At 49.6% G+C, this 20,512-nt stretch carries 18 protein-coding genes; 9 read left to right on the top strand and 9 right to left on the bottom strand.

All coding sequences use genetic code 11. The annotated features are described in order from the left end of the window. Window positions 1-160: 160 nt before the first annotated feature. From A4V09_RS22215 to A4V09_RS22200, 4 genes are all read right to left on the bottom strand, one after another. A complete protein-coding gene (locus A4V09_RS22215) occupies window positions 161-1,273 on the bottom strand; it encodes an ABC transporter ATP-binding protein (protein WP_065544248.1) in 1,113 nt (370 codons plus the stop codon). A gap of 197 nt (window positions 1,274-1,470) precedes the next feature. Next, the gene (locus tag A4V09_RS22210) at window positions 1,471-2,109 is read right to left on the bottom strand and encodes a sensor histidine kinase (RefSeq protein WP_065544247.1); all 639 of its coding nucleotides are present in this window, start codon (window positions 2,107-2,109) and stop codon (window positions 1,471-1,473) included. A 17-nt stretch (window positions 2,110-2,126) separates the two neighbouring features. Then, entirely contained in the window at window positions 2,127-3,611 is a 1,485-nt protein-coding gene (locus tag A4V09_RS22205; RefSeq protein ID WP_157123546.1) for a hypothetical protein, read from the bottom strand. A gap of 88 nt (window positions 3,612-3,699) precedes the next feature. After that, entirely contained in the window at window positions 3,700-4,398 is a 699-nt protein-coding gene (locus A4V09_RS22200) for a response regulator transcription factor (RefSeq protein WP_065544245.1), read from the bottom strand. Window positions 4,399-4,745: 347 nt separating this feature from the next. On the opposite strand from A4V09_RS22200, the gene A4V09_RS22195 reads away from it, so the two are divergent. Beyond that, a complete protein-coding gene (locus tag A4V09_RS22195; RefSeq protein WP_065544244.1) occupies window positions 4,746-5,012 on the top strand; it encodes a hypothetical protein in 267 nt (88 codons plus the stop codon). Window positions 5,013-5,059: 47 nt separating this feature from the next. Here the strand turns inward: A4V09_RS22195 and A4V09_RS22190 are convergent, their stop codons facing one another. From A4V09_RS22190 to A4V09_RS22170, 5 genes are all read right to left on the bottom strand, one after another. Beyond that, window positions 5,060-6,409 (bottom strand): glucose-6-phosphate isomerase, encoded by a 1,350-nt coding sequence (locus tag A4V09_RS22190; RefSeq protein ID WP_065544243.1) that lies wholly within the window; start codon window positions 6,407-6,409, stop codon window positions 5,060-5,062. A gap of 126 nt (window positions 6,410-6,535) precedes the next feature. Then, a complete protein-coding gene (locus A4V09_RS22185) occupies window positions 6,536-7,366 on the bottom strand; it encodes a hypothetical protein (RefSeq protein WP_065544242.1) in 831 nt (276 codons plus the stop codon). Between the two features lie 122 nt (window positions 7,367-7,488). Next, window positions 7,489-8,187: a 5'-methylthioadenosine/adenosylhomocysteine nucleosidase gene (locus tag A4V09_RS22180; protein WP_065544923.1), complete on the bottom strand. Its 699-nt coding sequence runs from the start codon at window positions 8,185-8,187 to the stop codon at window positions 7,489-7,491. Window positions 8,188-8,293: 106 nt separating this feature from the next. Continuing rightward, a complete protein-coding gene (locus A4V09_RS22175; protein WP_065544241.1) occupies window positions 8,294-9,187 on the bottom strand; it encodes a dihydrodipicolinate synthase family protein in 894 nt (297 codons plus the stop codon). Window positions 9,188-9,382: 195 nt separating this feature from the next. Then, the gene (locus A4V09_RS22170) at window positions 9,383-9,793 is read right to left on the bottom strand and encodes a hypothetical protein (protein WP_242963888.1); all 411 of its coding nucleotides are present in this window, start codon (window positions 9,791-9,793) and stop codon (window positions 9,383-9,385) included. Between the two features lie 155 nt (window positions 9,794-9,948). Here A4V09_RS22170 and A4V09_RS22165 point away from each other — a divergent pair, with 155 nt between their 5' ends. From A4V09_RS22165 to trsS, 8 genes are all read left to right on the top strand, one after another. Further along, window positions 9,949-12,687: a molybdopterin-dependent aldehyde oxidoreductase gene (locus A4V09_RS22165; RefSeq protein ID WP_065544240.1), complete on the top strand. Its 2,739-nt coding sequence runs from the start codon at window positions 9,949-9,951 to the stop codon at window positions 12,685-12,687. A 63-nt stretch (window positions 12,688-12,750) separates the two neighbouring features. Continuing rightward, window positions 12,751-15,000, top strand: a complete 2,250-nt coding sequence (locus A4V09_RS22160; RefSeq protein ID WP_084043731.1) for a pyridine nucleotide-disulfide oxidoreductase/dicluster-binding protein — start codon at window positions 12,751-12,753, stop codon at window positions 14,998-15,000. After that, entirely contained in the window at window positions 15,000-15,221 is a 222-nt protein-coding gene (locus A4V09_RS22155; protein WP_065544239.1) for a DVU_1557 family redox protein, read from the top strand. The genes A4V09_RS22160 and A4V09_RS22155 overlap by 1 nt, the downstream gene beginning before the upstream one ends. Continuing rightward, the gene (locus tag A4V09_RS22150; RefSeq protein WP_065544238.1) at window positions 15,218-15,871 is read left to right on the top strand and encodes a class I SAM-dependent methyltransferase; all 654 of its coding nucleotides are present in this window, start codon (window positions 15,218-15,220) and stop codon (window positions 15,869-15,871) included. The genes A4V09_RS22155 and A4V09_RS22150 overlap by 4 nt, the downstream gene beginning before the upstream one ends. After that, the gene (locus tag A4V09_RS22145; protein ID WP_065544237.1) at window positions 15,825-16,253 is read left to right on the top strand and encodes a DVU_1555 family C-GCAxxG-C-C protein; all 429 of its coding nucleotides are present in this window, start codon (window positions 15,825-15,827) and stop codon (window positions 16,251-16,253) included. Before A4V09_RS22150 ends, A4V09_RS22145 begins: the two co-directional genes overlap by 47 nt. Next, window positions 16,250-17,368 carry a DVU_1551 family NTP transferase gene (locus A4V09_RS22140; protein WP_065544236.1) on the top strand — a complete coding sequence of 373 codons (1,119 nt, stop codon included), beginning with the start codon at window positions 16,250-16,252 and terminating at the stop codon, window positions 17,366-17,368. Before A4V09_RS22145 ends, A4V09_RS22140 begins: the two co-directional genes overlap by 4 nt. Continuing rightward, window positions 17,365-18,489 (top strand): aminotransferase class V-fold PLP-dependent enzyme, encoded by a 1,125-nt coding sequence (locus A4V09_RS22135; RefSeq protein WP_065544235.1) that lies wholly within the window; start codon window positions 17,365-17,367, stop codon window positions 18,487-18,489. The genes A4V09_RS22140 and A4V09_RS22135 overlap by 4 nt, the downstream gene beginning before the upstream one ends. Next, window positions 18,479-20,512 carry a radical SAM (seleno)protein TrsS gene (gene trsS, locus A4V09_RS22125; RefSeq protein WP_242963887.1) on the top strand — a complete coding sequence of 678 codons (2,034 nt, stop codon included), beginning with the start codon at window positions 18,479-18,481 and terminating at the stop codon, window positions 20,510-20,512. Before A4V09_RS22135 ends, trsS begins: the two co-directional genes overlap by 11 nt.

The following is a 20,512-nucleotide window of genomic DNA, read 5'->3' as shown; positions in this document are numbered from 1 at the left end:
CTTCTCCTTCTGCGCGCTTGTCAAAATACTAATATATCAATTACTATAACGTATTTTCGACAAAATATCAATTTTTTATTTTCATACAAAAGCAGGACTTCCCTGAGATATAAAAACTGCCGCAGATAAATCCGCGGCAGTCTGTATCTTTTCATAACAATTAGTTTGTAATTACCTGTTCTGTTTCTTTGTCGAATACATGAATCTTTTCCAGATCCAGAGAGAATTTAACAACATCGCCTGTTCTGGCTGTTGTACGCGGATTAACTCTTGCTGTCATCGGGAATCCTTCTGTGTCAAAGTATAAGTAAACCTCAGCACCAAGTAATTCGTAAACAGTGATCTTACCTTCGATCACGCTGCCCGGGAACGCCTGGATACGAGCTTCATCATCGTATACATGCTCAGGACGAATACCCATAACAACTGTCTTTCCATCATAACCACCGTCGATCAATGGTTTTCTCTTGGAAGCCGGTAATGCAATCGTTGTTCCGCCTACTACCATTTCAACTTCGTTGCCTTTTACGTGGCATACTGCATCCATCATGTTCATCTGCGGAGAACCGATGAATCCTGCAACGAACAGGTTCTTAGGAGCGTTGTATAAGTTCTGCGGAGTATCAACCTGCTGTACAATACCGTCTTTCATAACAACGATCCTTGTACCAAGTGTCATAGCCTCTGTCTGGTCATGTGTTACATAGATAATGGTCGCACCTAATCTCTCGTGCAGTTTGGAAATCTCAGTACGCATCTGTACACGAAGTTTAGCATCCAGGTTTGACAGAGGTTCATCCATCAGGAATACTTTAGGCTCACGTACGATAGCACGTCCCATAGCAACACGCTGTCTCTGACCACCGGAAAGAGCTTTCGGTTTACGGTCTAACAGTTTCTCCAGGTCAAGGATCCTGGCTGCTTCTTTTACCATCTTATCAATCTGGTCTTTCGGAACTTTTCTCAGTTTCAGGCCGAATGCCATGTTGTCATATACGGTCATATGCGGATACAGAGCGTAGTTCTGGAATACCATTGCGATATCTCTGTCCTTAGGTTCTACATCATTTACAACTTTATCACCGATTTTTAATGTACCGCCTGTAATCTCTTCCAGACCTGCGATCATACGAAGTGTTGTAGATTTACCACAACCTGAAGGACCTACGAAGATGATGAACTCTTTGTCTTCAATCTCAAGGTTAAAGTCTTTTACTGCCTCGAATCCGTTTGGATATGCTTTGCTAATATGCTGTAATGATAAGCTTGCCATTTTCATTTCCTCCTAATTGTTACGCGTCTCTTTGCTTTGATTAACTGTTACAAGTATAACACTGCCACCCCGTTTTTTACCATGGTTCAATTAAACAAAGATTAAATAAAGTCTTTGTTATCATCTCCAAGGAATTACACCCCATTGGCAATTTACCGAATTTTTTATTCTTCAATATACAACTTGCACAATGGATATTATTTCTCCATATTTTTCCCGGACCCTGCAGACGCTATTGGAAATATAAGGGTTGTCTTAAATAAATCCCCGTCCAGATAGATGACAAACCGGCCTCCCATAAGCTCCACCAGGTTCCTGGCAATGGAAAGCCCCAGGCCGCTGCCCTCTGTGCTCCTGGATTCATCCCCCTGGATAAACCGCTGGGTAAGCTCTTCCGCATCAATGTTGAGAGGCTGCCTGGAAATATTCTTCAGGGAGAAAGCGACTTTGCCTTCCTCTATCCTCATGTCCGTATATACACGGCTCCCCGGAAGGGCGTATTTGACAATATTGCCATAAAGGTTCTCCATAACCCGCCACAAGGCCCTCCCGTCAGCCCGGATATAAACCCGCTCCTTGGGCATACTGCTCACAGTCTCCAGACCGCGGCTTTCGAGCTGCTCAAAGAATTCCCCCTGCACCTGCTGCTGGAACTCCTGATAGTCCATCTGCTCGGGCTGGATATGGAAATTGCCGGAGTTGATCTTGGATACTTCGATCAGATCCTCCATAAGTATTTTCAAACGCTGGGTCTTTTTGTCCAGCACATCCACATACTCTTCAATCTTGGGGTTCACAGTCTTCTCCCGCTTTAACAGTCCGATATAGCTGATCATGGAAGTGAGGGGTGTCTTCAGGTGTTGCCTGCGATTTCCGCATTGACCCCCTTCAGGTTCTCTGTAGGCAGTTTATATGCAAAATTATCCTGGGTGATCTTCCGTACACCATCCAGCATCTGCTCTCTTGCGGATATCTCCTTCAGGATATGTCCGCCTGCGTACAGATTCAGGAACACCAGGATCACACCGCCCACGGTCCCTGCATGACACAGCAGATAACTGATCACCGTATAGGAAACAAACCCGGCCAGTGCCAGAGCCGCCCGCTTTCCGCCCCGGATACCTGCTTTATAATTCTCAATGATCTGGATAATAATGCTCCCTCTGCCAAGGGTCGCAGCCTTCCCTCTCCGGAGGATGCTCAAAACTCCTGCCAGCAGAAATGCATAGATGAAAAGAAGCAGTATCACATTTGCAGCAGCCTTGGGAGGGGGCAGAACTTCCTCCAGGCTGTTCCTGACGATCCATGCGCCAAGGTAAAAAAACAGTCCCATGGGAACCAGCAGAAGTTCCATGGCGATCTTATCAAAATACCTGCCGGTCCCTTTTCCCTGTCCGGCTCTTTTTATGGTCAGCACACAGAGTATTATCAGGGAAAAGAAAAATGCGGCGGCGCATAACACCAGCCCTTTCGGAAACGTTTTGATAAACCAGGACCATTTATGATAAAACTGACTGCCGCCCCACAGGTAATCCTTGGCTGCGAATGTCCGGTCGATCCAGACAGAGAGGGTAATATTCTCTGTATCCGAAATATCCTGATTGAGCTTCTTGATAATATCATACCGCATTTCATAAGACAGCGGGACGTCCGTATCCAAAAAGAAGGTCTCTCCCTGAAACAGAATGTGCGCGGCATTCTGCCTGTCCTCCTCCCCGGTACAGTTGGTGTAGACCTGGCCTGTCTCACGGTTTTCAAACCTGTATTTTACATTAGTATTTTCAGGCCTGAACTTTTCTTTGTCTTTCAGATATACCGGCATATCCGCGTCAATTTTCAGCAGGCACACAGCAAGTCCGGAGGAGCAGTGTACCTCGCTTGCCTTTTTCACATTTTTGTCCGACATGACAAATTCCAGAATACTGTCAAATCCTTTAGGAGCATAAAGTTCATCCAGGGTCCCTTTGATTTCCCTTAATTGGCTGATACTGTACAGACTTTTGTCATTCTCCTGGATGTAATTCCTCCACCACTGATAGCTCTCATTCTCCTTGCTCCAGTCATAAAGATGCTGGAGCTTATACACAAGCCCGCTTGTATTGCTGCCGCTTATGCTTCCCTGCTCCGAGTATTCCAGGATATCCACCAGCTTATCCGGGTCGTATTCGCCGTCCGTCTCAAAATCATTCCTGAGACGGATATAATTGATCAGTTCAGATACCTCATTCTCCACATTCTGGGCATAATCCCTGGTCCTGTAATAGGGAGGTGTCTCCCCCGCCAGCCAGCCCGGATCCTGCCATACCTGATAATAGCCGGCAATAATAATGTAGATCATCACAATTACCGCAAATAAAAAATGCAGGATCAGTGTCCCTGGATAACAGAACGGACGCCTATTCCTGCCGGGTTTTTTCTCTTTTCTATTACGAAATATTGTCAACTTTGTATCCCACTCCCCAAACAACTTTCAGATACCTCGGGTTTTTTGGATTCAGTTCAATCTTCTCTCTGATATGCCGTATATGTACTGCTACCGTATTATCAGCGCCTATGGCTTCCTCATTCCATATATTACGGTAAATCTGCTCAATAGAAAATACTTTACCCTTATTTTTCAGAAGAAACAAAAGAATATTATATTCAATGGGGGTAAACCGCACCCCTTTTCCATCCAGGGTCACTTCCTTTGTATCGTCATTCACAAGCAGTCCCCCGGAAAAATAAATATGCTCCCCCTGCCCTTTCGGCATATTTCCCAGTTCGGTGTAACGTCTTAACTGGGATTTCACCCGGGCAACCAGTTCCAGGGGATTGAAGGGTTTTTCCATATAGTCATCTGCTCCCGCATTAAGCCCGGCGATCTTGTCCTCATCCTCTGTTTTGGCTGTCAGGCAGATAATGGGGATACTGGAAAATCTGCGTATCCGGGTGATGGCCTGTATTCCGTCCATTTCAGGCATCATGATATCCACCACCAACAGATGAACCTTCTCCCTGCGCACCACTTCCACAGCCTCTATTCCATCATATGCGCACAGTACCTCATATCCCTCCTCCGAAAGATAGAGCTCTATGGCACGAACAATCTCTCTATCATCATCACAAACAAGTATCCTGAACATGTAACCACCTCTTGTCATTATTTTGCTATCGGGCACGACATCCTGCCAGGGATGCCTGTACCCTGAATCGTCTCAGGACGTGGCGTCACTGCTGTAAATCCATTATACCATTATTTCTACATTTACCGTAAAGAAACGTAGATAAATTCCATAAAATTAAGAAATACTTAAAGAATACATATTAAATATACAGATAATGAACTTTTCTTCCGTATACAGCATTAACAAAACAATGACTTCAGGCAATTCCTAAATCAACAGTAATTCTTTCCGAATTACTTTACATATGTCGAATTCTTTTTTATAATAATACGAATTAGACAAATTCAATGGAAAGGAATTTTATTATGTTTCGTTTGATGGGAACAATTTATAAAGACACACATATGGTCAAGAGTACCGTTATATGTGATGAGACGGACACCAGCCGCACCAAAAAAGTATTTCACTGTCTGGACGCCATATGCTATGAGTTCGATCTGGAAAAGCCTCTGTGGCTGGATGTGAATATCAAAGATTTCCAGAAGCACGCAAAAGCGCGTTTTAACCAGGATAATTTTATTGAGGTATTGGATTTTGATTTTCTGGAAATCCAGGTGATCGAAGAGGGATAAAAAAATGGCCTGCACGGGAGTTGTGAACTTCCGCACAGGCTTTTTTATTAAAGTCTTTTCAGTAACTCTTCTCTTCTGTCCTCGTATCCCGGTTTTCCAAGGAGTGCGAACATATTCTTCTTGTAGCTCTCAACACCAGGCTGATTGAAGGGGTTCACACCTGTCAGGTAACCGCTGATACCGCAGGCAAATTCAAAGAAATAAAACAACTGTCCGAGATAGAACTCATCCTGTTTCGGGATTTTCACCATCAGGTTCGGTGTATTGCCGTCTGTATGGGCAAGGATGGTTCCGTTCATAGCGCTTTTGTTTACAAAGTCCATGCCCTTGCCTGCCAGATAATTCAGGCCGTCCAGGTCATTGTCCGCCTCTTGGATGGCAAGGTCCTCTTTCGGCTCTTGGATGGCAAGAACTGTCTCGAACATGATTCTGGAGCCGTCCTGGATAAACTGTCCCAGGGAGTGCAGGTCTGTGGTAAAGTCCACGGATGCAGGGTAGATCCCCTTCTGATCCTTGCCTTCGCTCTCGCCGTATAACTGTTTCCACCATTCTGCCACATAGTGCAGGGTCGGCTCATAGTCAGCCAGAATCTCAACGGATTTGCCTTTTCTATGAAGAATGTTGCGGACTGCCGCATACTGCAGAGCGTCATTTTCCGCATACGGAGTATTCAGTGCCAGTTCTCTTCCGGATGCTGCACCTTCCATGAGCTTGTCAATGGAAACGCCGCTCACTGCGATAGGCAGGAGTCCAACGGCTGTCAGCACGGAGAAACGTCCTCCAACGTCATCCGGAACTACGAATGTCTCATATCCTTCCTCAGTTGCCAGGGTCTTTAATGCACCCTTCGCTTTATCTGTTGTCGCATAAATCCTTTTTGCTGCTTCTTCTTTTCCGTACTTGTTCTCAGCCATTTCTTTGAACACACGGAAAGCAATTGCCGGCTCTGTTGTAGTACCGGATTTTGAAATGACATTAATGGAGAAGTCTCTGTCTCCGATAACCTCAGCAAGGCCTTTTACATACGCACCGCTTAAGTTATTTCCTACATAGTAGATTTCCGGAGCTTTACGGGCTTCTTTTGTAAGGTTGTTATAAAATGGATGGTTCAGGAAATCAATGGCAGCTCTCGCTCCCAGGTAGGATCCGCCGATACCGATCACAAGCAGCACATCGGAATCACCTTTAATCTTCTCTGCTGCTTTTTTGATGCGGCTGAACTCTTCTTTGTCATAGTCTACCGGAAGGTCGATCCAGCCCAGGAAGTCATTTCCAAGACCGTTTTTGGATACCAGAGTTTCTTTGGCCGCTTCCACCATTTTTTCCATTGCTGATACTTCTTCTTCGCGGATCACATTGGCGGCTTTTGAATAATCAAATGTAACTTTATTTCCCATTGCTCTCTTCTCCTTTTTCCTGTCGTTTGCCTGAAGCTGACCTGACATAACGTCAAGACAGCATGTCCGGCTTCACTTGAACGTTGTCATTCAACAAATATAGTTTAGCAAATGATGGGAGGTTTATCAAGTTAGAAATTCCTTTATCACATCTTTGACGATGGCCTCCTCCTCTTTGTTCAGGAGATGACTGTACCGTTCATCTGTGGCTGCCGCTTCCCGGATACGCTCTTCCACCTTCTCGGCCCGGGTGTCTTTATCCTGCCCGCGGCGGTCCGGCATGGCACGCTCCTTCTGGGCTTTCAGCCGTTGTTCCTGCTGGATCTGTTCCTGTTCCTTTGCCTTTGCTCTTGCCCTTCTGCCCGTCTTTCCCGCTTTTGCCGCTCTGGCAGCTTTGGAATTAGAGTTCTGACGGACCGGTTCGATCTGGATGACCTTCTGGCTGTCACCCTTCTGGTTTTCCATATAATCCAAAAGATTTGTCTCAATAACCTCCTCCTGGAATCCCATGGATATGACCATGCGAATCAGAAGAAGCACAATACCCATAACCGCTGCGCTGCCCACGAGAAGTCCCATAGCCGGGAAATCGCGGGTGATGACCGGAAATGAGATCCGCTCCAGGCCTGTCCTCCTAAGCCACAGCGCCCCGGCACCTGCTGCTAAAAAAGAGAGGACAAAAGTATACCAGGATACCCCTTTCATCTGCCGAAGGGTTATGGGTCCTATCTTTCGTCCTCTCATCCGCCTTGTGAGATACACAGCGGGGTTATGTATCGCTGAATCGTCTTTTACATTTCTCTGATATTCCAGCAGAAACTGCTGCAGCCATTTGTCTTTTACCGCCGGAATGTTTTTCATATCCCGGATTACTCTTCTGTTGCTCCCGTAGATTGCCAGTACGCTGAACAGGCTTAATAACCCCATCAGCCAGGTGCCATAATAAAATAAGTGCACAGTAAATCCTCCTCACTATTTCGGCGCGCAAAAAGCTCGCTCTTTATGGCATTCATTATATAGCAACCCAGCCGTTTTGAAAACAAAAATCGTGCGTCAAATGGCGACAAAAGCCGCCTTTTCTATAGTCTCTCCACCATGCTCTCCACCAGATTTACGGTGTGGCGGATCGCCTCTCTTTCAAAGGCGGGATAGTCCATATGGGCGCTGTCATCCGCCTTGTCGGAAATGGCCCTTATGACCAGATAGGGGATCTGATTGAGGTACGCAGCCTGTCCGATGGCCGCCCCTTCCATCTCTGTACAGTATCCGCCTGTGTTCTCAAGGATCCGGTCTTTCAGCTCTTTTTGGGCTACAAACTGATCGCCGCTCACCACACGGCCCTCAAACACCTGGATATCGGGATTGACCCGGCGGCAGACCTCTGCGGCCAGGCCCCGCAGCTGTTCGTCCGCCGGAAATGCCAGCGTGTCCATCCTGGGCACCTGGCCGATGGGATAGCCGAACTCCCTGGCATCCATGTCGTGCTGCAGGGTATCTGTGGAGAGAACAATATCGCCGATATTGATCTCCGCCCGCAGTGAGCCTGCCACACCGGTGTTGATGACAGCATCCACGTGAAAATCATCCGCCAGGATCTGGGTGCAGATGCCTGCATTGACCTTGCCGATCCCGGAGCGCACGATCACAGCCTCCCTGCCGTTTAACCTGCCGCTGTAAAACTCCATGGACGCCTTTTTCTCTACTGTCACGTCCGTCATCTTTTCTTTCAGGATTGCCACTTCCTCCTCCATGGCTCCTATGATTCCTATATGTTTCATTATGATAATCCTTTTGTAACTGTTCAGTGCCTTCACAGCTGCATCCTTTCTGTCAATTATGATCACGGTTCACATGTCACTGTCTTGCAGGTGTTTTGCTGCAGGTTCAGATGATCTCCGCCTGTTTCAATATTTCCCTGATTTTCTCTGTCTCATTCTCATCCGCGGAAAGCAGAGGCGCCGCACAGGCAGGATTCATCTCCACACCGCACAGGACCATGGCCTTTTTAATAATAGGTATAAACTGCTCCGCCACGTCGTAGATCGCCATCAGGCTGTCAATCTTCTGCTGATACGCCTGCATGGCTGCCAAATCATTATCCCTGGCCGCCCCGGCAAATCCTGCTGCCACAGCCGGAGCAAAGTTGGAAAGCCCCGCAATACAGCCGTCCCCGCCGCTTAACACATTGTGGGCAAAGAACTCGTCAAACCCGGAATACACCAGAAATTCCGGAAACTCACTCTTAACCGTCTGGATAATGGCACGGGTATGTCCCATAGTTCCCACGGTATCTTTGATTCCCACAATATTTTTATGTCTGCGCACCAGATCCAGAATCACTTCCGGTTTTAAATCGTATCCCGTTCTTGCAGGGAAATTGTAGAGAAGCACGGGTCCATTCACACGGTCCGCCAGGCTGTCGTAGAAGTTTTCCACCGCGCTGTCAGGCAGATTGAAGTAATATGGGGAAATCACCATCACACCGTCCGCCCCTGCATCCAGGGCAAAATTGGAAAACTCCACGCACTCCTCAAACTCCATGCTGTTGGTGCCGATGTAGACTGTAACTCTGTGGTCAATGCAGGCCACTGCCTCCCGCACCATATTTTTCTTTTCCTCCATGGGCAGCGCGAAAAATTCACCGATGCTGCCGAAGATCAGGATCCCGTCTATGCCTGCCTGAATCAGGTGTTCATAAATTTTTTTATTGGCCTCTGTATCAATGTGTCCGTTTTCATCCAGTGCCGTCACTACCGGTGTAATCCATTTTGTTTTCATAGTCTTCTATCCTCTCTGTTATTTGGTAAAAATTATAGCACGCTTTTTCCCATGAAACAACTTTCTGATGTGAGTTTTCAACTGACTTTTTCTTTATAAAACTTCTCTGCGGCATCGCGAAAAAGCTTGACTGAATCCCTATTTATATGTACAATATTTATATAATAGGTATTATTTTCCAACACTTTTTCGTTATTATTCATGTAAACCGTGACCTTTACATGGGCTGTGGTCCTCACCCTGACCGGTAATGTCAGACACCTTGTCCGCTGCTGTCTCAGAGAAAAACACAATCTCGGAAGGTTCCCCGGAGACATTTTCCCCGCGAAGAACCAGTCCGTTGCTGTTTTCCCTGTATGTAAGCGGCAGCAAACGGCTGTATATGCGTCCTGCTGCTTCATCCTGCACGTGGACGGTAACCTGGGATGCCCGGATATATTCCGTGTCTGCATCCCCATACAGCAGTTCCATTCTGGCATCCACGGCCTGCAGGATCTGCCTGTGAAGCTCACCTGACTGCCTGGAATCCTCTGCGCCGGCTGCGGCCATAAGGTAATCCAGCAGTCTTGCTACCTGAAGTTCAATCTCCTGATATAAGTTCTCCATGTTCTCTCCTTTCTCTCCGCCCTCTTGTATATCTGCTATTATACAGGAAGAACAGCGGAAAGAAAAGATGTGATACACTGCTACTTACGAGACATAATACCCCCTGCTACCAGAACAGCCTGAAGGAACTGATAACAGCCAAAGGAGGTATCCATATGATCAAAAAAGTATTGAAAATCAACGGTATGCCCCGCACTTTAATTGTAAATGAGGAAGATTCCCTTGCCAAAGTCCTCCGTGAGCAGATGATGCTGACGGGATGTAAAGTAGGCTGCGGTCAGGGCCAGTGCGGTACCTGTACTGTCATTGTAAACGGTAAGGCAGTCCGTTCCTGTATCATGAAGATGGACAGGCTGGAAGATGACTCGGAAATTGAAACGATTGAGGGTATCGGCACCGTCGACGATCTCCATCCCCTTCAAGTGGCCTGGATGGGACACGGATGTGCCCAGTGCGGATTCTGTTCACCTGGATTTATCATGTCCGCCAAAGTTCTTCTGGAAGAAAATCTTTCCCCCACCCGAGAGGAAGTGCGCCACTGGTTCCAGGTACACAGGAATCTGTGCCGCTGTACCGGATATAAACCTCTGGTGGATGCCGTTATGGACGCAGCGAAGGTTCTGAGAGGTGAAATGAAAAAAGAGGACCTGATCTTCAAGCCGGTGGGCAACAAAATACTCGGAACCAGCTATATCCGTCCGTCAGCCCTGAAGAAAGTAACCGGAACCTGGGATTACGGCGCTGACATGGCGCTGCAGATGCCCCCAGACACGGCACGGCTGGCACTTGTACAATCAGAGATTCCCCATGCAGTCTTAAAGGGTGTGGATCATTCCGAAGCGGAAAAGATGCCCGGCGTGATCAAGGTCATCACTGCAAAGGATGTAAAGGGAAAGAACCGCATCAGCGGCCTTATCACATTTGCCAACAACAAAGGGGACGGCTGGGACCGGCCAATCCTCTGTGATGAAAAGATTTTCCAGATAGGGGATGCGGTGGCCATGGTAGCGGCCGACACGGAGGAACACGCAAAGGAAGCTGCAAAGAAAGTCAAACTGGACCTGGAACCTCTTCCCGCCTATATGAGCGCACCGGAAGCTATGGCTGAGGATGCCATTGAGATCCATCCGGGAACACCCAATATTTACTATGAGACCAACTGCATCAAAGGGGAGGAAACAGGCCCGATCATGGCGTCTGCGCCCTATGTGGCTGAAGTGGAGACCTACAGCAGCCGCCAGCCTCACCTTCATCTGGAACCGGACTGCGGTTTTGCCTATATAGATGAGGAGGGCAGGCTTACCGTACACTCCAAGAGCATTGGTATCCACCTGCACTCTGCCATGATCACTGCCGGCATCGGTATTGAACCGGACAAATTCCGGCTTGTGCAGAACCCCTCAGGCGGAACCTTCGGATATAAGTTCAGCCCCACCATGGAAGCCCTTCTGGGCGTTGCCTGTCTGGCGCTGGACGGACGCCCCTGTTCCCTGGTTTACGATATGTACCAGAATATCACCTACACGGGAAAACGCAGCCCGGCCTTTATGAACATCCGTATGGCGGCAGATGAAAACGGCAGATTCCTGGCACTGGAAGGCGACAATTATATTGACCACGGCCCGTACTCCGAGTTCGGTGACCTGCTGACCATGCGTCTGTCACAGTTTACAGGCGCAGGATATGACATCCGTAATATCCGCAACAAAAGCCAGACCGTATGTACCAACCATGCCTGGGGCTCCGCCTTCCGCGGTTACGGTTCTCCCCAGTCCTATATGGGTTCTGAGGTCTGCATAGATGTACTGGCAGAAAAGATGGGCATTGACCCCTTTGAGCTTCGGTACCGCAACATTTACCGGAAAGGAAGCGGATGCACCACACCTACAGGGCAGGAACCTGAAGTGTACTGTCTGGAGGAGATGTATGAGAAAGCGCGGCCTGTCTACTATGAAGCAAAAGAAAGGCTTGCGAAAATGAACACTGACAAGTTCCGGTACGGCGTAGGCTTTGCCAGCGGTATCTACGGCTGCGGCCTGGACGGCAAGGACAGTTCCTTTGCCAATATCCGCCTGAATCCTGACGGAACCTGTACTGTCTACAACTCCTGGGAAGACCACGGACAGGGTGCTGATATCGGCGCGCTGACCATGGCCCATGAAGTTCTCAGGGAGGCCGGATTCACACCGGAAATGATCAAGCTGGTGCAGAACGATACAGCCCTCACACCCGCATCCGGACCTGCGGGAGGAAGCCGTTCCAATGTGGTTACAGGTAATGCCACACGTGTGGCAGCGGAAATGCTTTTAAATGCCATGAGAAAGAACGACGGAACCTTCCGCACCTATGAGGAGATGACCGCCGAAAATATCCCCACTTACTATGAAGGCACATGGGCTGCCGCAGCCTGCACGGACTGCGACCTGGAAACAGCCCAGGGCGCACCGTTCAGCAATTACATGTATGAACTGTTTATCCCTGAAGTGGAAGTCAACATGGAAACCGGAAAAGTGCGTGTCATCCGCCTGACCACGGTATGCGACTTTGGAACTATTATCAACAAAATTGTAGTGGACGGCCAGGTTTACGGCGGCTGTACACAGGGTATCGGACTTGCGCTCACTGAGGACTTTGAGGATTACAGCAAACATACCACCTTAAAAGGATGCGGTATCCCTTATCCTGAGGATGTACCTGATGACTTCAATATTATATATACGGAGACCTCCAGGCCTTTAGGCCCATTCGGGGCATCCGGCTGCGGGGAAGGCCCGCTTACCGCCGGCCATCCGGCTATATTAAGTGCAATCTATAACGCCACCGGCGCAAGGGTACTGGAAATCCCCGCGCGGCCTGAAAAGGTAAAAGAAGCTATCAACGCTTTGAAACAGTAGTTTAAAAACACCCATAGGAGGGCGCTTCGGCGCCTTCCTTACATAAAAGGCAGGAGGGATTCCATGCTTGAACTGAACCAGCAAAAATTACATGAACTGGAAGCGAAATGCACGAAAGAACAGCCGCCTGCTGCCATGGCCGCCTGTCCCCTTCATGTGGACTGCCGGGAAATATGCCGGGCGGCCGCTGTCTCTGATTTTTCCAAAGCCAGGGAACTGTACGAAAAAAATGCGGTCTTTCCCGGTATTTTAAGCCATCTGTGCGAAGAACCATGTCAAAGTGCCTGCATCAGAAAAGAGCACGGTGATCCTGTAAGCTTACGCCTGCTGGAATGTGCCGCGCAGGCCTATGGTTCCCTGAAGAAAAAAAGAACGTTCCTCTCTAAAAGAGCCGAGAAAGCCGCAATCGTTGGAGCCGGCCTGACCGGGCTGGCTGCCGCGCTTGAATTAGGGAAAAAGGGCTATTCTGTCACCGTGTTGGAACAGGCCCGGAGACCCGGCGGTTTTCTGCTGACAGAAAGACGTCTGCCCCGGGAGATCCTGGAAAAAGACCTGGAGCGGCTGAAAGAATATAAAATTGAGATCCACACCCTTAATAGGGTTGATCATATAGAGACACTCACAGCGCAATATGATGCTGTTTTACTGGCCTGGGGGCTTCATACACCGCCTGTGCATGCGGATACCGTAGCCTTTACTGCCGATAAAGACAAGTTGTTTGCAGCGGGAGATGCCGTAAAAAGCCGCAGCGGAACTATACCGGATGCCATCTCTGAAGGCAGACGCGCGGCCATCTCCATGGACCGTTATCTCAAAAAAGTATCACTCACCGCAGGCCGGGATGCGGAAGGGGCATTTCGCACTACACTCCACGTCACAGGAAAAGAGGCGGAATCTTTAAATTCCTGCCTCTCATCCGGACTCCCCTCAAAAGAGGAGGCCGTACAGGAAGCCTCCCGCTGTCTGGAATGTACCTGTACGGACTGCATTGACGCCTGCGCCTTTATGCGCCGCTACAAAGCCTGGCCAAAGAAATATCTGAGGGAAGTATACAACAACCTGGCTATCGCCATGGGTACCAGACATGCCAACAAAATGATAAATTCCTGCAGCCTCTGCGGACAGTGTGCATCTGTGTGTCCCCATGGTTTAGACCTGGGCCAGGTGATACAGGCGGCCAGGAACATCATGGTATCCCAGAATAAAATGCCTTCCTCAGCCTTTGAGTTCGCCTTGAACGACCTGACCTTTTCCAACTCGGAGCACTGCTTTCTTGTGAAACCTGACCCTGAGAATGCCAGGCCCTCCTATGTATATTTTCCGGGATGCCAGCTTGGGGCTTCCGCCCCGGAGACTGTATGGCAGTCTTACAACGACCTACGCTCCCGCCTTCCCGGGGGAACCGGCATAATACTGGGCTGCTGCGGCATTATGGCAAAATGGGCCGGACGCGGGGATATCTATGAAGAGACAGTCCTGCAGCTTAAAACTGCCTGGGAAAGCCTGGGATGCCCTGAAGTGATCACCGCATGCCCTGCCTGCCTTACCTCTCTTTCGGAGGCGGTTTCCCAGATGCACTGTACAGGTATCTGGGAAATCCTGCATACAATCGGCCTGCCGGGGACAGCGCATACCGGGAATGTATCCCTGAGGATCCATGATGCCTGCCAGGCAAGAAATTCTCCCCGGATCAGAGAGCAGGTCAGGCATCTGGCCCGTTCCATGGGATGCAGCGTATCGGAAGGTCTCTATACAGGGGAGTCCTCCGGCTGCTGTGGTTACGGCGGACTGACACAGTTCTCCAATCCCTCCCTGGCAGATGAAATGGCGGGACAATGCGTCTCGGATTCCGATTCTGCCTTTCTTACATACTGCATTAACTGCCGGGACCGATTCCTCAGACAGGGGGCGGAGGCATATCATATACTGGAACTCATTTACCCTTCTTCCTATGAAGAACACAGATGGCCTTCCTACTCTGTAAGGCAGCAGAACCGTATGTACTTAAAACGCAGGCTGTCAAAAGAGCTGTGGGGAGAACATACCAAAGGAGAGATGCCCTTGAAATTATTTTATGACAGTGAAACCGCGGACCTGCTTGAAAAACGCATGATCTTAGAGCGGGATATCTGCTCTGTCATCGAAGCGGCTGAAAAGACCCGGGAACGGATACGTGATGCCCAGAGCGGCCTGTACATTGCACATAAGAAGGTGGGGAATGTCACATTCTGGGTATGGTACCTGCCCAGGGAGGACGGATATGAAATCCGCAGGGGATATGCACATCGTATGGAAATCAAAGGGGATATGTAATGTCAGAAAAATACTATGAAACATATGCATTTGAACCCGGCAGCCTTGTCTGCGACAAATGCGGCACAGCGCTTGAAGCGGGTGAGGTGGTGCTGCATTATATGGGAAACGATTTCCCTATTGAAATGCCGAAATGTCCTGTCTGCGGGCAGGTCTTCATTCCGGAGGAACTGGCAGCCGGGAAAATCCTGCAGGTAGAACAGGCTTTGGAGGATAAATGACAGAATTAAAGGAAAATGACATCTGGGCAGACCAGGCGGCCTCCCATCCGGGAGGTAAGATGCTGACCAAAAGAATGATACAAAAAGCGCTCCAGGGAGGGTGGCTGGCTAACCACTGCCGGCTTCTGGATCTGGGATGCGGCAGCGGGGAGACAGTAAGACTGCTCCGCGGCATGGACTTTAACGCAGAGGGCATTGATCTAAGCGCTGATCTAAATCAATCCCATCTGGTAAGAGGGGACGCGTCCCTGCTCCCATGGGAGGAAGAAAGTTTTCAGGGAGTCCTGGCGGAATGCACCTTATCCGTAACCGGAACCGACGAGGTGCTGCCTGAGGTCCTGCGGATCTTGAAGCCTGGAGGCATCTTTCTGGTATCCGATCTCTTTGAACTCGGGTGCCGGCCTTCCTGGCCTGAGAAGTACGATCTTGAGCTTTTGTATCTGGAAAACGCAACGCCTTGTCTGAGAAATTACATCAGTGAGTGGATATGGAAACATGAACGAGCCTGTCCGCCCCTCTGTCTTGGGGGCCGGCGGATCTCTCCCGATGATCTGACTTACTACTATGCAATACTGCGAAAGAGAAAGGGGGCAGGATACTTTAATGGAACTCAGAGAATATCTGATGGAGTTAGGAATGCAGGGCTTTGAGTGCAGCCAGATCCTCATGCTGCTGGCCCTGGAAGCGGACGGCTGTGAAAACCCTGACCTGGTACGGGCAATGAGCGGCCTTACAGGAGGAATGGGGCACTGCCGGAAGGAATGCGGCGCACTGACCGGAGGCTGCTGCGTACTGGGATATTTTGCCGGAAGAGGAAGCACGGAGGAGATGGAACATAATCGGTTTACACAGATTGTAAAGGATTATGTAAACTGGTTTCAGGAGCAGTACGGCACTTTGGAGGGGCACACAGACTGTCGCTCCATACTGGGAGAAGATTTCTCCAAAACTTTTGCTGTATGCCTTCCCATACTGGAAGCGTGCCAGGAAAAATTGACGACACTTTTAAGCGAGAATGGTGTGATTGATTGAGTGAGAAAAAATACGAAAATATTTATGTACTGATCGCGGCTGCCGGATGTTCCCGGCGCATGAAGCAGTTTAAGCCGCTGCTGCCGCTGCATGACATGTGTATTCTGGAGTCCACCCTGAAGAATTTTCAGGATGCGGGGCTGCATAATATTATAACTGTTGTGGGATACCGGAAACAAAAGATGATTCCCATTCTGAAAAAATCCGGTGTTCTTATTGTGGAAAATAATGCCTATGACGAGACGGATATGCTGGAATCCATTCGTCTTGGACTGCAGTCCGTCCCGCCCCGGGCCGATGCCGTATTTCTATGCCCTGCTGATGTGGCGCTTGTGTCCCCTTTTACCGTACAGGAACTCATTGCACATCACAGGGCATTTCCATCTTCTGTTCTGCTGCCTGCTTATCATGGGGAATGCGGGCACCCGCCCCTTTTTACCAGGCCTGTCATGGAGGCCCTGACCCACTACAGAGGGGATAAGGGGATGCGCGGTGTGCTGGAGATGTTTCAGGATGACACAGAAATCCTTGAAGTACCTGACCCGGAAATCCTGGAAGATGCAGACCTGCCCAAGGACTATGAACGCCTGAAGGCTGCCGTAAAGAACAGGGCAGTTCCCAGCGTCCAGGTGTGTGAGGATATATGGGATTACGTGAAGACGCCATCCCGGGTCCGGGCGCACTGCAGAGCAGTGGAGAAAACAGCGCTGAAACTTGCAGAAGCATTTGAAGCCCGACACGACAGCCGGAACAGCCGCCTTATAGATATTACAGTACTGTCAAGGGCGGCACTTCTGCATGATATGCTGAAAACACAGCCACACCATGCCAAAGCCGCTGCTGATATGCTGGAACTTATGGGATACTGCGGCGTGGCCGGATGTGTGCGGTACCACAAACAGCTTCCCACGCATTTTCTGGACACTGTGAATGAAACCACCCTGCTCTATCTGGCTGACCGGCTGGTGACCGAGGACCAAAGCGTTAGTCTTGCGGAACGTTTCCTGCAGAAGAAGGCAGGATTTACAGGAAATACGGAGGCACTGGAATGTCTGGAAAGAGACAGGAAAACCGCGGAACATCTGTATAAATTGATAAGGGGTGAAAAGCCATGATCTATCTGAACAACTCTGCAACCTCTTTTCCAAAACCGCCTGCATACGCAGACGCCTGGGCCAGGACCGCAGGAAAAATACCGGGGCACGGAATCCGTTCCACATACCGTGAGGGAAAAGAAAATACGTCATGCCGCCAGCGTCTGGCAAAGATCCTGGGTATTGATGACAGCAGACAAATTATATATACACTGAATGCCACTCACGCGCTGAATATGGGGCTGCTGGGTTTCCCCTGGACGCCGGGTGATGTGGTTCTGACAAGCCGGGCTGAACATAACTCTGTGCTGCGTCCTCTTTATTTTCTGCAGAAAAAGGGCCTCATCCGTTATTATGAGCTGGATACAGACAGAAGCGGACGTCTGGATTTGGCAGTATACCGTGAGGCCCTGAAAACCCTTCATCCCCGTATGGTGGTGATCACCCACGCCTCCAATGTGACCGGAGCCGTGAATGATATTCCCGTTATTGCCGGGGAAGCCAAAAAAGCGGGGGCCGCGGTCTTCTTGGACGCAGCACAGACAGCCGGGCTGATACCGGTCATGCCTGCCTTATGGGGTGTGGATATGGCTGCGCTCACAGGACATAAATATCTTCTGGGACCTCAGGGTACCGGAGCGCTGTATGTCTCCCATGATACAGCCCTTCAGCCTGTCTATACAGGGGGCACTGGCATCCATTCGGATCGGGATGAAATGCCGGAGGAATATCCCACCCGGCTGGAGGCAGGCACCCAGAATGAACAGGGCATGGAAGTGCTGGGGGAAATGCTTGCTTGGGCAGAAGAACATCCCTTCAATCCGGGGCAGATACTGGACTATTCTTATATGCTGGAAGACACGCTGAAAGGGCTTGGATGTTCTGTAGTTCCGGTATCCGGGACCCGCACGCCTGTGGTAACTTTTACTTCACCCGACTATTCGCCTGCTGATATTGGGGATATGTTAAGCGGCAGCTTTGACATTATCTGCCGCACCGGACTTCACTGTGCCCCTCATATTTTTCCCTGTATAGGGGCGGGAAGGGATGGGACGGTGCGGTTCAGCCTGTCCAGATTTACTTCTCTGATGGAGGTTCAGGAGGTCATAGGGGTGTTAAAGGAGATTTTCAATGGGAATTAAAATACTGGACTGCCAAAAGGCAGATAACTGCTTTGCAAATGCCAGCTCTTATGCCTATACGCTTTCCTCCCCTGTGGATGACCGTCTCTTACATCTTCTGTCCGGATGGGGGAGGATGAAGGTGCGCAGAGATTTCAGGAGGCCGTTCTTCATGCTGGACACAGACCAAGGGATCCAGGTGAAGGGGATCCTCAATGAAACTATCATTAAGGCCGGATTTTCCGGGGATGACTGGGAGGAATTGAAGATGGACTTTGAAAAACGGCTGTGTGGTTGTGAGGATTCTGCGGAAGGTTGTGATGGCTTAGGGGAATGCTGTGGCGGGACTGCGAAATGCTGTGATAGGACTGCGGAATGTTGTAATAGGACTGCGGAATGTTGTAATAGGACTGCGGAATGCTGTGATAATACTGCGGAATGCTGTAATAGGACTGCGGATTGCTGTGATAATACTGCGGAATGTTGTAATGGGACTGCGGAATGCTGTGATAATACTGCAGAATGTTGTAATGGGACTGCGGAATGCTGTGATAATACTGCGGAATGCTGTGATAATACTGCAGAATGTTGTAATGGGACTGCGGAATGCTGTGATAATACTGCGGAATGCTGCAGCAGCTCTAATGCGTTTAAACAGGGTATTCTGGGATATACGGAGAGTGTCTGCCCTGTCTGTCTCAAAAAGGTGGAAGCCCGGAAGGTGCGGGCAGGGAATCAGGTATTTCTGGAAAAATCCTGCCCGGAACATGGTGATTTCCGCGCGCTTATCTGGAATGGTGCCCCTGCCTATGAGACATTTGACAGGGAACGCTGTTTTGTATCCCCCGTGGCACCTGCTGTTAAAGCAGACAGAGGATGTCCCGATGACTGCGGGCTCTGCCCCCAGCACAGACAGCGTACCTGCTGTGTGCTGCTGGAGGTGACAAGCCGCTGTAACCTGGTATGTCCTGTATGCTTTGCCTCCTCCCAGGCAGAAACAGATGCGCAAACGGCAGGGTCCAAAAATGAACCTGACCTGGAAAATATCCGGCACCGTTTTGAGGCCATGATGGGCATGGGCGGACCCTTTAATATCCAGCTTTCCGGTGGGGAACCTACTATGCGCAATGACCTGGCAGATATTATCCGTATGGGTAAGGAGACAGGATTTCCATTTTTCCAACTTAATACAAACGGAATCCGGATCGGAAAAGATTTTGCTTATTTGAAAGAGCTGGCAGATGCAGGACTTGACTGTGTGTTTCTGCAGTTTGACGGACTGAGGGAGGAGACGTACAGAGCACTTCGGGGCCGGGAACTCCTGAAGGAAAAAATGGATGCCATTGCGGCCTGTGTACGTGCCCATGTGGGGGTTGTACTGGTCCCTGTAATTGTTCCGGGGATCAATGACGGGGAGGTGGGGGATATCCTTAATTTCGCGCTGGAACATATGCCGGCTGTGAGAGGCGTACACTTTCAGCCTGCCAGCCAGTTCGGCAGATATGATCCAAGGCTTTCCAAGAAGCATTTTACCCTGCCTGACCTGCTTCGGGCCATCGAGACCCAGACCGGGGGAAAGATGAAGGCAGAACATTTTTCACCGGGAAATGCGGAGAATCCTTACTGCTCCTTCAGCGGCAATTTCGTTCTCCAAAAGGATGGAACCCTGCAGACATGGGGTAAGGAAAAGACCTGTGGATGCGGCACGGAGGACGCTTCCCGGAAAGCCAGGGAATTTGTAGCAAGGCAGTGGGCAGCTCCCCCTGAACCATACCGCTGTTCTGATTCACCGTTTCACAGTAGACCGGCCTGCTGTGACACCAGTTCACTTGATGACTTTCTGGAACGCCTGGAACATGATACCCTTGCAGTATCGGCCATGGGGTTTATGGATGCCTGGACTCTGGACCTGGATCGGTTAAAGGAGTGCTATATCCATGTGGTCACAGGGGAAGAACCGGTTCGTCTGATTCCATTTTGCGCCTATAATCTGACTGCACAGGACGGGACCTGTAAATATAGGGGGCATGAGAAAGGAAACTAA

Origin of the sequence: Blautia pseudococcoides (genome assembly GCF_001689125.2) — a bacterium.
Lineage (GTDB): Bacteria > Bacillota > Clostridia > Lachnospirales > Lachnospiraceae > Blautia > Blautia pseudococcoides.
The sequence above is the reverse complement of the archived record's forward strand: the minus strand, read 5'-3'. Positions and strand labels throughout refer to the sequence as shown.

Coding starts and splice junctions, on each gene's coding strand:
- A4V09_RS22210 (WP_065544247.1), bottom strand. CDS start 2,109: ATGATCAGCTATATCGGACTGTTAAAGCGGGAGAAGACTGTGAACCCC.
- A4V09_RS22145 (WP_065544237.1), top strand. CDS start 15,825: ATGGAACTCAGAGAATATCTGATGGAGTTAGGAATGCAGGGCTTTGAG.
- A4V09_RS22160 (WP_084043731.1), top strand. CDS start 12,751: ATGCTTGAACTGAACCAGCAAAAATTACATGAACTGGAAGCGAAATGC.
- A4V09_RS22150 (WP_065544238.1), top strand. CDS start 15,218: ATGACAGAATTAAAGGAAAATGACATCTGGGCAGACCAGGCGGCCTCC.
- A4V09_RS22180 (WP_065544923.1), bottom strand. CDS start 8,187: ATGAAACATATAGGAATCATAGGAGCCATGGAGGAGGAAGTGGCAATC.
- A4V09_RS22155 (WP_065544239.1), top strand. CDS start 15,000: ATGTCAGAAAAATACTATGAAACATATGCATTTGAACCCGGCAGCCTT.
- A4V09_RS22170 (WP_242963888.1), bottom strand. CDS start 9,793: ATGGAGAACTTATATCAGGAGATTGAACTTCAGGTAGCAAGACTGCTG.
- A4V09_RS22195 (WP_065544244.1), top strand. CDS start 4,746: ATGTTTCGTTTGATGGGAACAATTTATAAAGACACACATATGGTCAAG.
- A4V09_RS22215 (WP_065544248.1), bottom strand. CDS start 1,273: ATGGCAAGCTTATCATTACAGCATATTAGCAAAGCATATCCAAACGGA.
- A4V09_RS22200 (WP_065544245.1), bottom strand. CDS start 4,398: ATGTTCAGGATACTTGTTTGTGATGATGATAGAGAGATTGTTCGTGCC.
- A4V09_RS22190 (WP_065544243.1), bottom strand. CDS start 6,409: ATGGGAAATAAAGTTACATTTGATTATTCAAAAGCCGCCAATGTGATC.
- A4V09_RS22135 (WP_065544235.1), top strand. CDS start 17,365: ATGATCTATCTGAACAACTCTGCAACCTCTTTTCCAAAACCGCCTGCA.
- A4V09_RS22165 (WP_065544240.1), top strand. CDS start 9,949: ATGATCAAAAAAGTATTGAAAATCAACGGTATGCCCCGCACTTTAATT.
- A4V09_RS22175 (WP_065544241.1), bottom strand. CDS start 9,187: ATGAAAACAAAATGGATTACACCGGTAGTGACGGCACTGGATGAAAAC.
- A4V09_RS22205 (WP_157123546.1), bottom strand. CDS start 3,611: ATGATCTACATTATTATTGCCGGCTATTATCAGGTATGGCAGGATCCG.
- trsS (WP_242963887.1), top strand. CDS start 18,479: ATGGGAATTAAAATACTGGACTGCCAAAAGGCAGATAACTGCTTTGCA.